General features: G+C 58.8%; 14 protein-coding genes and 1 pseudogene. 9 read left to right on the plus strand and 6 right to left on the minus strand.

All coding sequences use genetic code 11. From position 1 onward, the window contains the following. Positions 1 to 214: 214 nt before the first annotated feature. Positions 215 to 928 (minus strand): UTRA domain-containing protein, encoded by a 714-nt coding sequence (locus ACXR0M_RS25960; RefSeq protein WP_458834472.1) that lies wholly within the window; start codon positions 926 to 928, stop codon positions 215 to 217. A gap of 352 nt (positions 929 to 1,280) precedes the next feature. Here ACXR0M_RS25960 and ACXR0M_RS25965 point away from each other — a divergent pair, with 352 nt between their 5' ends. From ACXR0M_RS25965 to ACXR0M_RS25995, 7 genes and pseudogenes are all read left to right on the plus strand, one after another. Next, a complete protein-coding gene (locus ACXR0M_RS25965; RefSeq protein WP_027613356.1) occupies positions 1,281 to 2,348 on the plus strand; it encodes an ABC transporter substrate-binding protein in 1,068 nt (355 codons plus the stop codon). 181 nt (positions 2,349 to 2,529) lie between these two features. Beyond that, entirely contained in the window at positions 2,530 to 3,336 is an 807-nt protein-coding gene (locus ACXR0M_RS25970) for an alkaline phosphatase family protein (protein ID WP_458834473.1), read from the plus strand. A 5-nt stretch (positions 3,337 to 3,341) separates the two neighbouring features. Continuing rightward, positions 3,342 to 4,178, plus strand: coding sequence for an ABC transporter permease (locus ACXR0M_RS25975; RefSeq protein ID WP_458834474.1), 837 nt, complete (start codon positions 3,342 to 3,344; stop codon positions 4,176 to 4,178). Beyond that, positions 4,165 to 4,965: an ABC transporter permease gene (locus ACXR0M_RS25980; protein ID WP_458834475.1), complete on the plus strand. Its 801-nt coding sequence runs from the start codon at positions 4,165 to 4,167 to the stop codon at positions 4,963 to 4,965. The genes ACXR0M_RS25975 and ACXR0M_RS25980 overlap by 14 nt, the downstream gene beginning before the upstream one ends. Then, positions 4,962 to 5,951, plus strand: a complete 990-nt coding sequence (locus ACXR0M_RS25985) for an ABC transporter ATP-binding protein (protein ID WP_458834476.1) — start codon at positions 4,962 to 4,964, stop codon at positions 5,949 to 5,951. Before ACXR0M_RS25980 ends, ACXR0M_RS25985 begins: the two co-directional genes overlap by 4 nt. A 111-nt stretch (positions 5,952 to 6,062) precedes the next feature. Next, the gene (locus ACXR0M_RS25990) at positions 6,063 to 6,716 is read left to right on the plus strand and encodes an HAD family hydrolase (RefSeq protein ID WP_458834477.1); all 654 of its coding nucleotides are present in this window, start codon (positions 6,063 to 6,065) and stop codon (positions 6,714 to 6,716) included. A gap of 327 nt (positions 6,717 to 7,043) precedes the next feature. Then, positions 7,044 to 7,154: pseudogene (locus ACXR0M_RS25995) on the plus strand (HAD family hydrolase); the annotation flags it as partial. A 98-nt stretch (positions 7,155 to 7,252) separates the two neighbouring features. Here the strand turns inward: ACXR0M_RS25995 and ACXR0M_RS26000 are convergent. Next, entirely contained in the window at positions 7,253 to 8,215 is a 963-nt protein-coding gene (locus tag ACXR0M_RS26000; RefSeq protein ID WP_458834478.1) for a zinc-binding dehydrogenase, read from the minus strand. A gap of 138 nt (positions 8,216 to 8,353) precedes the next feature. Here ACXR0M_RS26000 and ACXR0M_RS26005 point away from each other — a divergent pair, with 138 nt between their 5' ends. Then, the gene (locus ACXR0M_RS26005; RefSeq protein ID WP_458834479.1) at positions 8,354 to 10,438 is read left to right on the plus strand and encodes a carboxy terminal-processing peptidase; all 2,085 of its coding nucleotides are present in this window, start codon (positions 8,354 to 8,356) and stop codon (positions 10,436 to 10,438) included. 132 nt (positions 10,439 to 10,570) lie between these two features. Next, positions 10,571 to 12,361, plus strand: a complete 1,791-nt coding sequence (locus ACXR0M_RS26010) for a bifunctional diguanylate cyclase/phosphodiesterase (RefSeq protein ID WP_458834480.1) — start codon at positions 10,571 to 10,573, stop codon at positions 12,359 to 12,361. An 87-nt stretch (positions 12,362 to 12,448) separates the two neighbouring features. On the opposite strand, the gene ACXR0M_RS26015 is transcribed toward ACXR0M_RS26010, so the two are convergent. The 4 genes from ACXR0M_RS26015 to ACXR0M_RS26030 all read right to left on the minus strand — a co-directional run. Further along, positions 12,449 to 12,865, minus strand: coding sequence for a hypothetical protein (locus ACXR0M_RS26015; protein WP_458834481.1), 417 nt, complete (start codon positions 12,863 to 12,865; stop codon positions 12,449 to 12,451). Next, positions 12,865 to 13,104 (minus strand): hypothetical protein, encoded by a 240-nt coding sequence (locus ACXR0M_RS26020; RefSeq protein ID WP_458834482.1) that lies wholly within the window; start codon positions 13,102 to 13,104, stop codon positions 12,865 to 12,867. Before ACXR0M_RS26020 ends, ACXR0M_RS26015 begins: the two co-directional genes overlap by 1 nt. Before the next feature lie 88 nt (positions 13,105 to 13,192). Continuing rightward, the gene (locus ACXR0M_RS26025; protein WP_458834483.1) at positions 13,193 to 13,603 is read right to left on the minus strand and encodes a hypothetical protein; all 411 of its coding nucleotides are present in this window, start codon (positions 13,601 to 13,603) and stop codon (positions 13,193 to 13,195) included. Positions 13,604 to 13,607: 4 nt separating this feature from the next. Continuing rightward, on the minus strand, positions 13,608 to 15,157 hold a 1,550-nt coding region (locus tag ACXR0M_RS26030), incomplete at its 5' end, for an RHS repeat domain-containing protein (RefSeq protein ID WP_458834484.1).

Genomic DNA, 15,157 nt, shown 5'->3' on the forward strand with positions numbered 1-15,157 from the left:
CCGTAGGCGCTGCCCCCGGATGTATCCCGGAGCGAAGGAACCCGAGCCACGGCGAGGGCCGAACGTTGGGGCAAGCCTTTTGGGTTACCTTTTCGGCGTCTGGAAAAGGTGACTCGCCGTAAGGGCGAAACCGCCAGCCGCAGCACCCGAAGCAACGGATATACACCCAAAATCCCCACAACCTGGTCGGCCCAGAGGCCGCCAAGACCAACCCTCAAACCACATCTACCCCCACATGAATCGCATCATGCCGCCAAAACTCCAGATCACAATCAATCAACCGCTCATGCTGATCATAATTGACCCGAGCAATCCTCAGCCCCGGACTCCCGACAGAAACCCGTAAAGCCGCCGCCGCATCCACCGACAACGACGTCGGCACAATCTCGAAGCGCACCCGCCCATAATGCAAATCGTAATGCCGCGCATACAGCTCGGTGATCGACTGATTCAGATCAAACTCCAGAATCCCCGGAAAAAACTGCGGATTCAGATAGTGCTCCACATACAGCACCAGCCGCCCGTCAATCCGCCGCGACCGGCAAATCTGAATCACGCTCGACAACGCCGGCAACTGCAACCACGCACACACCGCCGCTGAAGCCGGCAACAAGCGCGCCGAAATCACCTCGGTCGACGGCACCCGCCCCTGCGCACTGACCATCGCGTGAAAGTGACTGCGCTGCATCAGGTTGTACGCCAGACGCGGCGGCGAAACGAACCAGCCGCGCCGCTCCTCGCGATAAATCTGCCCCTGCGCCTCCAGCTGCAACAGCGCCTCACGCACGGTGATGCGCGTGGTGCCGAACAACTCACTGAGCTTGCGCTCGGCCGGCAGCTTGCTGCCCGCCGCCAACAGACCGTGATCGAGCTGCTCCTGCAGCACCTGGCCGATGGCTGTCACCGCTTTTGTTGCCTCATCGCGCATCAACGTTACCTATCTGGACTAGACCAGCACTGTTTCGGGGCACAAACCGCACGGCCCGCGAGCCGTTTGCATGCCTTGCAAGCCTAGGCAGTGCAGATGACCGAGAGATGACAAACCCGCCCAACGGTCGTCCTCATGACTTGCAATACATCGGCCAAGTCCCTTGCCAGCCGGGGCTTTGACCTTGGTCTACGCTTACCGGGCAAGCGCCAGAACCAGGTGCATAAAGGCCGATCCGGGCGAGCGCAGACATCAAAGTGTCATCCAGCCCGCTTAAATTGGCTCAGGTATTGCTGACCTAGACCAACACAAACCGCAATCGCAGCGTTGAACACGACCAAGGAGCTTCGGAATGAAACAGCTTTTCCTGGCAACACTGTTAGGCTCGACCATTGCAATGTGCACCTCCGCCATGGCGGCGGGTACCGATCTGAAAACCCTCGAAGCCGCTGCGAAAGCGGAAGGCGCCGTCAACAGCGTCGGCATGCCCGATGACTGGGCCAACTGGAAAGGCACCTGGGAAGACCTGGCCAAGACCTACGGCCTGAAACACATCGACACCGACATGAGCTCGGCCCAGGAAATCGCCAAGTTCGCCGCCGAGAAAGACAACGCCACCGCCGATATCGGCGACGTCGGTGCTGCCTTCGGCCCGATCGCGGTCAAGCAAGGCGTGGTCCAGCCATACAAGCCAAGCACCTGGGATCAGGTCCCGGACTGGGCCAAGGACAAGGATGGCAACTGGGCGCTGGCCTACACCGGCACCATCGCTTTCATCGTCAACAAGAAGCTGCTGCACGGTTCCGAAGTACCGACCAAATGGGCTGACCTCAAGGGCGGCAAATACAAGGTTTCCATCGGTGACGTGAGCACCGCCGCGCAAGCCGCCAACGGCGTACTGGCTGCCGCCCTGGCCAACGGTGGCGACGAGAAGAACATCCAGCCGGCCCTGCTGCTGTTTGCCGACATCGCCAAGCAGGGCCGCCTGTCGATGGCCAACCCGACCATCGCCACCATGGAAAAAGGCGAGATCGAAGTCGGCGTGGTCTGGGACTTCAACGGCCTGAGCTACAAGGCCAAGATGGCCAACCCGGATGACTACGTGGTGCTGATCCCGTCCGACGGTTCGGTGATTTCCGGCTACACCACCATCATCAACAAGTACGCGAAAAACCCCAACGCCGCCAAGCTGACCCGCGAATACATCTTCAGCGACGCCGGCCAGACCAACCTCGCCCGCGGCAATGCCCGTCCGATCCGCGCCGAGCACCTGCAACTGCCGGAAGACGTGAAAGCCAAGCTGCTGCCAAACGAGCAGTACAAGAAGGTCACGCCGATCAAGGACGCCGACGCGTGGGAAAAAACCTCCAAGGCCTTGCCGCAGAAGTGGAACGAAGAAGTCATCGTAGAGATGAAATAAGGCGGCTGATCACCCTTTTGTGATCTGTTGAAGATCCAAATGTGGGAGCGGGCTTGCTCGCGAATGCGGTGGATCAGTCAAAAAATTGTTGACTGACACTCTGCTTTCGCGAGCAAGCCCGCTCCCACAGGGAGATCCAAGTTGAATCTGAAGTTTCCTGTTTCGCGGAGTTTTTGCCCCTATGAAGCACAACGTCATCCTTGTCGTGCTCGACGGCCTCAATTTTGAGGTCGCGCGTCACGCCATGGGGCATCTGCAGGCTTACGTTGGCGCAGGACGCGCCGCGCTCTACCAGGTGGAGTGCGAGTTGCCGGCCCTGTCCCGACCGCTTTACGAATGCATTCTTACCGGCGTGCCGCCGATTGACAGCGGCATCGTCCATAACAACGTCGCACGCCTGTCCACCCAGCGCAGCATCTACCACTACGCCCGTGACGCCGGCCTGACAACCGCGGCGGCGGCCTACCATTGGGTCAGCGAGCTGTATAACCGTTCGCCGTTCGTAGCGGCTCGCGACCGGCACACCGACGATCCGACGCTGCCGATCCAGCACGGCCATTTTTACTGGAACGATCACTACCCGGACTCGCACCTGTTCGCTGACGCAGAAAGCCTGCGCCTGCGCCATGCACCGAATTTCCTGCTGATTCATCCGATGAACATCGACGATGCCGGACACAAGCACGGCCTCGATTCCTCTCAATACCGCAACAGCGCACGCTCGGCGGACGTCGTCCTCGCCGATTACCTGCAAGGCTGGCTCGATGCCGGTTATCAAGTACTGGTGACCGCCGACCACGGCATGAACAACGACCGCTCGCACAACGGCCTGCTGCCGGAAGAACGCCAGGTGCCGCTGTTCGTCCTCGGTGACGCCTTCAGCCTTAACCCTGACGCTGCGCCCAAACAGACCGACCTTTGCGGCACGGTCTGCGAACTGCTCGGCGTGCCCCACGACAAACCTGTGTGCCGGGAGCTGCTCAAGTGAATGCCATGACTCGCGGAAAATGGCTGGCGGCCCTGTGTCTGGTGCCGTTCGCCCTGTTCTTTATCGCGTTTGAAATCGCCCCGCTGGTGTGGGTGATGATCAACAGTTTGCAGTCGGAAGAGTTCGGCTGGGGCTTCGCCAACTTCAGCAAGATCTTCAGTTCGAAGTTCTACCTGCAGGCGATCCAGTACAGCCTCGAAATCAGTTTCTGGTCGAGTGTGTTCGGCATCATTATCGCCGTGCTCGGTGCCTACTCGCTGCGCCGGGTCGACTCGAAACTGCGCAACTTCGTGAACGCCTTCGCCAACATGACCAGCAACTTCGCCGGTGTGCCCCTGGCCTTCGCGTTCATCATCCTGCTCGGCTTCAACGGCAGCATCACCATCATGCTCAAGCAGGCCGGGATCATTGAAGATTTCAACCTGTACTCGAAAACCGGCCTGATCATTCTCTACACCTATTTCCAGATTCCCCTCGGCGTGCTGCTGCTCTACCCGGCCTTCGACGCCTTGCGTGAAGACTGGCGCGAATCCGCGGCGCTGCTCGGCGCCAACGGCTGGCAGTTCTGGCGCCACATCGGTCTGCCAGTGCTGACCCCGGCACTGCTCGGCACCTTCGTGATCCTGCTGGCCAACGCCCTCGGCGCCTACGCCACCGTGTATGCGCTGACCACCGGCAACTTCAACGTGCTGCCGATCCGCATCGCGGCGATGGTTTCCGGTGACATTTCGCTGGACCCGAACCTGGCCAGCGCGCTGGCCGTGGTGCTGGTGGCGCTGATGACCCTCGTCACCGTCGTGCATCAACTGCTGCTGAAGAGGAGCTACCATGTCTCGCGCTGAATCCGGCCCGGCCGGCGTCTACCACCGCGTCGTGGTCTGTCTGCTGTTCGCGATCCTGCTGCTGCCGCTGGTGGGCACGCTGATCTACTCGATCGCCAGCAGTTGGTCGGCGACCATTCTGCCCAGCGGCTTCACCTTCAAGTGGTACCTGCAGCTGTGGAGCGATCCGCGCTTCCTGCACGCCTTCGGTCAATCGTTGCTGGTGTGCGTCGGTGCGCTGCTGCTGTCGGTGGTGCTGATTCTGCCGCTGCTGTTCGTGGTGCATTACCACTTCCCGAAACTCGATGCGCTGATGAACATTCTGATCCTGCTGCCCTTCGCGGTGCCGCCGGTGGTGTCGTCGGTGGGGCTACTGCAACTGTATGGTTCCGGGCCGCTGGCGATGGTCGGCACGCCGTGGATCCTGATCGGTTGCTACTTCACCGTGGCGCTGCCGTTCATGTACCGGGCGATCACCAACAACCTGCAGGCGATCAACCTGCGCGACCTGATGGACGCCGCGCAACTGCTCGGCGCCAGCACCTTTCAGGCGGCGATTCTGGTGGTCCTGCCGAACCTGCGCAAAGGCCTGATGGTCGCGCTGCTGCTGTCGTTCTCGTTCCTGTTCGGCGAGTTCGTGTTCGCCAACATTCTGGTCGGCACGCGCTACGAAACCCTGCAGGTGTACCTGAACAACATGCGCAACAGCAGCGGGCACTTCACCAGTGCGCTGGTGATCTCGTACTTCTTTTTCGTGCTGGTCCTGACCTGGATCGCCAACATCTTGAACAAGGACAAAAGCGAATGAGCTATGTCAGCGTCCAGAACCTGAAGAAAAACTACGCCGGCACCACGGTGTTCAGCGACATCAACTGCGAAATCAACAAGGGCGAATTCGTCACCCTGCTCGGCCCGTCGGGTTGCGGCAAGTCCACGCTGCTGCGCTGCATTGCCGGGCTGACGCCGGTGGATGGCGGCAAGATCCTGCTCGATGGCGTCGACATCGTGCCGCTGAGCCCGCAGAAACGCGGGATCGGCATGGTGTTCCAGAGCTATGCGCTGTTCCCCAACATGACCGTCGAACAGAACGTCGCCTTCGGACTGCGCATGCAGAAGGTCAATCCCGACGACAGCCACAAGCGCGTCACCGAGGTGCTGAAACTGGTCGAACTCAACGATTTCGCCAGCCGCTATCCGCACCAGCTCTCCGGTGGTCAGTGCCAACGCGTGGCCCTCGCCCGTTCGCTGGTCACCCGTCCGCGCCTGTTGCTGCTGGACGAACCGCTGTCGGCGCTGGATGCACGGATTCGCAAACACCTGCGCGAACAGATTCGGCAGATCCAGCGCGAACTTGGCCTGACGACAATTTTCGTCACCCACGACCAGGAAGAAGCGCTGACCATGTCCGACCGGATTTTCCTGATGAACCAAGGGAAAATCGTCCAGAGCGGCGACGCCGAAACCCTGTACACCGCGCCGGTGGATCTGTTCGCCGCCGGCTTCATCGGCAACTACAACCTGCTCGACGCCGATGCCGCCTCGAAGCTGTTGCAACGGCCGATCAACCACCGCATCGCGATTCGTCCGGAAGCCATCGAACTGAGCCTCAACGGCGAACTCGATGCACAGATCCGCAGCCACAGCCTGCTGGGCAACGTGATCCGCTATCGGGTCGAAGCGCGCGGCGTGGAACTGGTGGTCGACGTGCTCAACCGCTCGGCGGCGGATCTGCACCCCGACGGTCAGCGCCTGGCGCTTTCCATCGATCCGACGGCCCTGTGTGAAGTGGCTTGAAAGCAGCTGCAAGCTTCGAGCTACAAGCCTCAAGCGGTAGACTGCGGCGTGACTGATTTCAATTCTTGCAGCTCGACGCTTGTAGCTCGCAGCTGTTCTCGGAGAGAACCGATGGCTTTGGCAATTTTTGATCTGGACGAAACCCTGATCCACGGCGACTGCGCCACCCTCTGGAGCGAGCAGATGGGCCGTCTGGGCTGGGTCGATCCCGAGTCGTTCATGCGCAAGAACAACGAGCTGATGGACGCCTACAGCCATGGCAAATTGCGCATGGAAGACTATATGGAGTTCAGCCTCGAACCACTGATCGGCCGCACCCCGGAAGAAGTCGAACATCTGGTAGGCCCGTGGGTGGAAGACTTCATCGAACCGATCATCTTCAGCGACGCAACCAAAACCATCGCCGCCCACCGCAAGGCCGGCGACCGGATTCTGGTGATCTCGGCCTCGGGCACACACCTGGTCAAACCGATTGCCGAGCGTCTGGGCATCGACGAGATTCTCGGGATCGAACTGGAAGTCGCGCATGGCGTTTACAGCGGCCACACCGTCGGCACGCTGACCTACCGCGAAGGCAAGATCACCCGTTTGCTGGAATGGCTGGATGCCGAGGAAGAAAACCTCGAGGGCGCGAGTTTCTACTCCGATTCACGCAATGATCTGCCGTTGTTGCTGAAGGTGGATTTCCCGCACGTGGTGAATCCGGATCCAGTGCTGTTGGAGCATGCTGAAAAGGCCGGCTGGCCGATCCACCTCTGGAAGTAACCATGGATTCAAATGTGGGAGCGGGCTTGCTCGCGAAGGCGGAGTGTCAGTCAAGAACTCATCGACTGACACTCCGCCTTCGCGAGCAAGCCCGCTCCCACAGGTTTTAATGATCTGCCGTTGTTGCTGAAGGTGGATTTCCCGCACGTGGTGAATCCGGATCCGGTGCTGCTGGAGCATGCCGAAAAGGCCGGCTGGCCGATCCACCTCTGGAAGTAACCATGGATGCAAATGTGGGAGCGGGCTTGCTCGCGAAGGCGGTGAATCAGTCAAGAACTCATCGACTGACACTCCGCCTTCGCGAACAAGCCCGCTCCCACAGGTTTTAATGATCTGCCGTTGCTGCTGAAGGTGGATTTCCCGCATGTGGTGAATCCGGATCCGGTGTTGCTGGAGCATGCCGAAAAGACCGGCTGGCCAATTCATCTCTGGAAATAAAAGCAAAAGATCGCAGCCTGCGGCAGCTCCTACATTGGAATGATGTACACCCTGTAGGAGCTGCCGAAGACTGCAATCTTTTGATCTTGCCCTTGTAATCAGCTCAGACTTTCGTCAATCACCAATACCAACTTCCCGGACACGGTATTACTCGCCAGCTCGGCAAACGCCGCCTCGGCATCCTTCACCGCAAACGCCTTCGCCAGTTGCGGCTTCAACCGCCCTTCGGCAAACAACGGCCAGACCTGCTGCCCCAGGTCGCTCAACAGGTCCGCCTTGAACTGATCGTCGCGACTGCGCAAGGTCGAGCCGAGCAATTGCACGCGCTTGCCCAAGACCTGTCCCAGATCGAGTTTCGCCTCGCGCCCACCCATCAGACCGATCAGCGCCCAACGTCCATCCAGCGCGATCAGCTTGAGATTCAGCGCCGCATAGTTACCACCGACCGGGTCGAGAATCACGTCGAAAGGGCCGAAGTCGCGCAGGCTTTCGAGATCATCGGTGCGCACCACGCCGCCCTGAGCCCCGAGCGCTTCACAGTAAGCCAGACGCTCCGCCGAACCGACGCTGACCCAGCACGGGTTGCCGAACGCCCTGCACAACTGAATGGCCGCTGAACCAATGCCACTTGCCCCGGCGTGCAACAACACTTTTTCTCCCGGCTTGAGCGCCGCCAGTTGAAACACGTTCAACCAGACTGTTGCATAAACCTCGGGCAATGCTGCAGCCTCGATCAGCGAAACGCCTTCCGGTACCGGCAGCACATGCCGAGCGTCAACCACCACCTCTTCGGCCATGCCGCCCCCGGCCAGCAAGGCGCACACCCGATCCCCCACCTGCCACGAACTGCCGGCACCGACCTCGCTGATGACCCCGGAGCACTCCAGACCGAGCACCTGACTGGCGCCGGGCGGCGGTGGATACAGCCCGGCTTTCTGTAATAAATCGGCGCGATTGAGGCCGGCTGCCGCCACGCGAATGCGTACTTGTCCTACATCACACGCCGGACTCGGCTCTTCAACCCATGCCACTTGACCTTCAACGCCTTGCAATGCCTTCACAGTGCCTCCATAGTGAGTCTGGACTGAGCCCGAAGCTGTAGCGCCGGGCTTTTTGCATTATGCGACCGGCTCTCGTAGAACCGGCGACTTCAAAGACGGCCTAATATGCGTTATCAATTGTCCCCGCGTCGAATCAGCATGAAGCATCTGCTCCCCAGCACCGCCCTCGCTCTTTTCATCGGTATCGGCCTGTTGCCGATGTCGGGCAAAACATTCGCAGCCAACAGCTGGGACAACTTGCAGCCTGATCGCGACGAAGTGATCGCCAGTCTCAACGTCGTCGAGTTGCTCAAGCGTCACCACTACAGCAAGCCGCCGCTCGACGATGCGCGCTCGGTGATCATCTACGACAGCTACATCAAGCTGCTGGATCCGTCGCGCAGCTATTTCATGGCCAGCGACATCGCCGAATTCGAAAAGTGGAAAACCCAGTTCGACGATTTCCTCAAGAGCGGCGACCTCAACGCCGGGTTCACCATCTACAAGCGCTACCTGGACCGCGTCAAGGCGCGTCTGGATTTCGCCATTGCAGAGCTGAACAAGGGCGTCGACAAGATGGACTTCACCACCAAGGAGACCTTGCTGATCGATCGCAAGGATGCGCCTTGGCTCAAATCCACCGCTGAACTCGACGACCTGTGGCGCAAACGCGTCAAGGACGAAGTGCTGCGGCAGAAGATCGCCGGCAAGGATTCCAAGCAGATTCAGGAAACCCTGACCAAGCGCTACAAGAATCAGCTGGCGCGTCTGGACCAGACCCGCGCCGAAGACATCTTCCAGGCGTACATCAACACCTTCGCCATGTCGTACGACCCGCACACCAACTATCTGTCGCCGGATAACGCGGAGAACTTCGACATCAACATGAGCCTGTCCCTGGAGGGCATCGGCGCCGTGTTGCAGAGCGACAACGATCAAGTGAAAGTCGTGCGCCTGGTGCCGGCAGGCCCGGCCGACAAGACCAAGCAGGTCGCACCGGCCGACAAGATCATCGGCGTTGCCCAGGGCAATAAAGAGATGGTCGACGTGGTCGGCTGGCGTCTGGACGAAGTGGTCAAGCTGATCCGCGGCCCGAAAGGCACCGTGGTGCGTCTGGAAGTGATTCCGGCGAGCAATGCGCCGAACGACCAGACCAGCAAGATCGTACCGATCACCCGTGAAGCGGTGAAGCTTGAAGATCAGGCGGTGAAAAAATCCGTGCTGAACCTGAAACAGGACGGCAAGGACTACAAGCTCGGCGTCATCGAGATTCCCGCGTTCTATCTCGACTTCAAGGCGTTCCGTGCCGGTGATCCGGATTACAAGAGCACCACCCGTGACGTCAAGAAACTGCTGACCGAACTGCAGAAAGAAAAAGTCGACGGCGTGGTCATCGACCTGCGCAACAATGGCGGCGGCTCGCTGCAGGAAGCCACCGAGCTGACCAGTCTGTTCATCGACAAAGGCCCGACGGTGCTCGTGCGTAACGCCGATGGCCGCGTCGACGTGCTGGAAGATGAAAATCCGGGCGCGTTCTACAAAGGTCCGATGGCGCTGCTGGTCAACCGTCTGTCGGCCTCGGCTTCGGAGATTTTCGCCGGCGCCATGCAGGACTACCATCGCGCACTGATCATCGGTGGCCAGACCTTCGGTAAAGGCACGGTGCAGACCATTCAGCCGCTGAACCATGGCGAACTGAAACTGACCCTGGCCAAGTTCTACCGGGTTTCCGGGCAGAGCACCCAGCATCAGGGCGTATTGCCGGACATCGATTACCCGTCGATCATCGACACCAAGGAAATCGGCGAAAGCGCCCTGCCGGAAGCCATGCCATGGGACACCATCAAGGCCGCCATCAAGCCTGCGGTCGATCCGTTCAAGCCGTACCTGGCGCAGCTCAAGTCCGAGCATGACGTACGCTCCGCCAAGGACGCCGAGTTCGTGTTCATCCGCGACAAGCTGGCCCTGGCGCAGAAGCTGCTGGAAGAAAAAACCGTCAGCCTCAACGAAGCCGACCGCCGTGCCCAGCACGCGGACATCGACGCCAAGCAACTGGCGATGGAAAACATCCGTCGCAAAGCCAAAGGCGAAGAGCCGCTCAAAGAGCTGAAGAAAGAAGACGAAGACGCCCTGGCGGCCGCTGAGCCGGACAAGGTCAAGCCAGAGGACGATGCGTACCTGGCCGAAACCGGGCGCGTGCTGCTCGACTACCTGAAGCTGAGCAATCAGGTGGCCAAAAAGTAAGATGATGGCAATTTAGTGCTGACGCTCCTCGGAGCGTCATCAAACAGTCATCATTCTGTCGTGAAATAAAGGACCGGGAGCCTCTCTCCATCGAGAGCGCTCCCGGTCCTTTTTTTATCGCCAGAGATTGCCATGACCACGACCGAACAGCTGAGTGCCTTGAGCTCGATCCTGACTCAAAGCGGTTTGCACAGTCTGTTCCAGCCGATCATCAGTCTCTCCGAACGGCGCATTCTCGGCTACGAAGCCCTCACCCGCGGCCCGTCCAACAGCCCGCTGCATTCGCCCATCGCACTGTTCGCCGTGGCGCGTCAGGCCGGACGCCTGAGCGAACTGGAAATCGCCTGCCGCCAATCGGCCTGCCGCCGTTTCAACGAACAGCAACTGCCGGGCAAGCTGTTCCTCAACGTCTCCCCGGAATCCCTGCTCGAAGCCGCGCATCAGCCGGGGCGTACCCTGCAGCTGCTGCAGGATTTCGGCATTCCGCCAAGTCAGGTGGTGATCGAACTCACCGAACAGACACCGATCGACGATGTGCAGTTGTTGCGAACCGCGCTGCATCACTACCGCGCGATGGGCTTTTCGATTGCGCTGGATGATCTGGGCGCCGGCTATTCGAGCCTGCGTCTGTGGTCCGAGCTGCGTCCGGATTACGTGAAGATCGACCGCCATTTCATCGACGGCATTCACCAGGATGCGCTGAAACGCGAGTTCGTCGGCTCGATCCTGCAAATCGCCAAAACCTCGCGGGCGCAGGTGATCGCCGAGGGCATCGAACTGCCGGAAGAGCTGGCGGTGTTGACCGAGATGGGCGTGGATCTGGTGCAGGGTTATCTGCTCGGTCGCCCGCAAGAAAATCCACTGCGCGATGCCCGCACCCTGATGCCGAAACACGACAGCAGCGCCGTCGCGCTGAACGACGAAGGCAGCGACCTCAGCGCCCTGCTCAACGAGCAACCCGCCGTGCCTCGCAACACCCCGACCGCGACCGTGCTGGAGGCGTTTCGCCGCCAGGCCAACCTCAACTCGCTGGCGGTGCTCGACGAACAGGGCCAGCCGTGCGGCATCGTCCATCGCCATTCGCTGTCCGACGCGCTGCTCAAACCGTTCGCCACCGACCTGTTCGCGCGCAAACCGATCAGCCGCCTGATGAACGACGACTTCCTCGCCGTGGAGATGAGCCAGTCGCTACAACAGGTCAGCCGCCTGATCACCAGCCGCGCCCGCCAGCGCATCGAAGAAGATTTCATCATCACCCTCAACGGCAGCTATCTGGGCCTGGGTCGGGTGATCGACGTGCTCAAACTGATCACCGAACTGAAAATCCAGCAGGCCCGCTACGCCAACCCGCTGACCCTGCTGCCCGGCAACGTGCCGATCCAGCAATGCCTGACCCGCTTGCTGCAACAGGGCCGCGAATCAGTCATCTGCTACGTCGACATCGACAGCTTCAAACCCTTCAACGACATCTACGGCTACGGCCGTGGCGACGAAGTGCTGCTGTGCCTGGCGCAATGCCTGAACGAACGCGTCGACCCGTCCCGCGACTTCGTCGGCCACATCGGCGGCGATGACTTTCTGCTGGTGCTGGGCCCGGAAGACTGGCGCAAACGCCTCAACCAATTGCTCGACGACTTCCAAAGCCAATGCCGCCGCTTCTACCGCCCCGAACACCTCGACGCCGGCTGCTTCATCGCGCCGAACCGACAGGGGGTGCGACAGGAGTTTCCCCTGCTGTCACTGTCCATCGGCGTCGTCCACCTGCATCCCGCCGCCTGCGCCGAACTGGATGCCAGCCAGTTGGCGGAGATGGCTTCGCAGGCGAAGCATCATGCGAAGAATGTTCCGGGGTATAGCGTGCATGTGATTGATAGTCTTGCCGTAGCTGATGTTCATGTTCCGCAGTTAATGGGCCAACGCTGAACATCCAGACGACACATTTCCCTGTGGGAGCGGGCTTGCTCGCGAAGGGGGCGGTAAAAGCAATGTAGATTCAGCTTCTAGTGTCGACTACCACGTTGAGCAATCCTCCTGGCTGGCGAGATATAACTCGTCAATCCACACTTCGGACAGAATAGAGTACACATGTTCAAAAAAACCTCTCGGATCTTTCATCTCGTTCCAGCCAACTGGAAGTAATGAATGGGAGAAGGGATCATGTTTAAAAGCCTCACAGAGCTCACGCGTCTCACCATTCAAAGCCTCACCCAGCGCAAAAAACAAGACAAACTTGTGCCGATGGCTCAGTCCCGAAAATCTTTTCACAATGAATTTATGAATCAGATCCTCACGATCGACGGGACACTCAGGATCGTAGTCCGCCAACTCCGCGCCAAGCGTCTCTTCGCGATCATATATATCGAAGCCTCCGAGAAAATGCTTTAGTTGAGGGCTATACGGCACATCAAGATAAGGGTGCATCAACATCAAACATGCTCCACTGGATACAGGGCAAATGGCTGCAGTGTTTCAAAGTCGAATTTCATTTCAAATCCGTTCATCTTTTTAATGAAGCGAGGCTCCGACGGATCTAAAGGGTTAGGCTCGTATCCTTCCCCCACATTTTCTGCAGGCATTCTTACAACCAAGTTACCCATACTGTCCTCGCCTGTGAATCGCGGCATCTTCCTTGCCTCCCTTGTCATCGCTTCGTTGTAAGCGTTCAACTGTGCTCGATGGGATAAAAACCGCGAACTATAGACACCTCTGAACATCATTACCACCACTCCACAAAAACATAATTAGACATTGCATTTACCACGTAGCTTGGTCTTCCAAGCTAGCTTTCTCCAATTCTACAGCCCACTCAATCGAAGCTATTCGATATATATCCTCAAAAAAGACTCTTGAATCGACCATTGCATCCCAACCATCCGGAAATGAAGAGCAAGCTTCAGGGTCATATTGAAATAGAGCTTCAAAATCGTACTCCTCGTCTTGCAGCGCACACTTCAGACACTCCACAAGTAAGAATTTCTGCCGATACGTCCGCCTCATAGGCATGCAATATTTTAAAATAAGCTCCTCCCTATCTATCGCCACATTCGGATTATACTTTTCAAGTTCATCACCCAAAGTTTCTTCACGATCATAAACATCAAAACAACACAAAAAATATGCAGGACTCGGCAGGTAAGGCTTAGACGTTTCAGGATCAATATACATAAGACTACTCCGTCGGATATAGAGTGAATGGTACATTTGTGATAGGGTCAAATTTCATTTCGAACCCTCCCATATTAGTAACCAATCTAGGATTTTCTTTATCCCTCCTATTTGGCTTGTAACCTTCACCTGTTTGAGGAAGCCTCATCTTCACAATATTAGCTCCCTGACTATCGTGCCCAGTAAAACGAGGCAGCCCGCGTTCAACCCTAGTTGTTGCAAGGATGTACGCTTCAAGCATTATTTCCCAACTATAAAATCTTGAGCTCGGATTACCGACACCCGCATTTCGACCTCTTCGTTGTTGACCCGTTATCGGATCCGTACCATCAATAGCCCTTTTTTTAAATTTTTCATCTGGTAGCTCCGGGCCATGCTTGCCAACCATATGCATTCCCTGAGTATCATTTAGCCTAACAACCTCTTTCTTCGCAGCTTCACTTGCGCTTAATTTTGGCGCTGGTAGTTCTGGCTCCCCCTCATCGACCTTAATACCATCACTTCCACCCGGTACCTTACAACCAGGCTTATTCGGCGGCGGACAATTAGACGTCAACCCCAACGGATCCACCCAACCCGTCGGATTCGGCACATACCGATACTGATTCAGCCCACCCGCCAGCTTCACCGGATCCGGCGTCAGATACCGTCCCACCCTCGGGTCGTAATACCGATGCCGGTTGTAATGCAGCCCGCTTTCCGCGTCGAAGTACTGCCCCTGAAAGCGCAGCGGCTGGTCCAGATAGTCTTCGCCGGCGAGGGTGAGTGCCGAGACCTTGCCGTAGGCGTCGTATTGCGCCGACCAGACGATTTCGCCGCTGTAGTCGGTGAGTTCCTGCGGGGTGCCGAGGTGGTCGAGTTGGTAGTAGAAAGGGCAGGCGCGTTTCGGGCCTTTGCCGTCGAGCAGTGCCAGCGGGCGGAAGGTGCCGGGTTCGTAGATGTAGCTGCGGTGGTGGTCGGGGCCGCTTTCGGCGACGAGGTGGTCGCCTTGCCAAAAGAACTCGGTGGTCTGGCCGTCGACGGTTTTGCGGATACGCCGACCGAAGGCGTCGTACTGGTAGGACGCGGTCTGGCCGTCGGGGCGGGTCAGGCCGATCAGGCGGTGCTGGCAGTCGTAGCGGTATTCGGTGACGAGTTGCTGATCGCGACCACGGCGTTCGCGGATCAGGTTGCCGAAGGCGTCATAGTCGTAATGCCGGTCGCCCTGCAGCAGCAGGCGGTTACCCTTGATCCGCGTCGGGCCGGGGCGGTCCTGCATCAGCAGGTTGCCGGCCGGGTCGTGGGCGAAGGATTCCGGCAGTTCATCGCGCGAGTGGCGTACGCGGATCAGCCGGTCGAGCGCATCGTAGGCGTAGGTGCGCTGGCCGTGGCGGCTGTCGGCAATGTGCTGCAGATTGCCGTTAGCGCTGTAGGCATAATCGCGGCGGTACAGCGAAGCGTGCTGATGGCCTACCGCATGGGCCAGTAAACGGCCCTGATCGTCGTAGGCATAATCGCTGCGCAACAATCCTTGCTGGCGTTGCTGCTCGCGACCGGATTGATAGACATGGCTGC

The sequence above is a fragment of the Pseudomonas sp. Eth.TT006 genome, assembly GCF_054456575.1.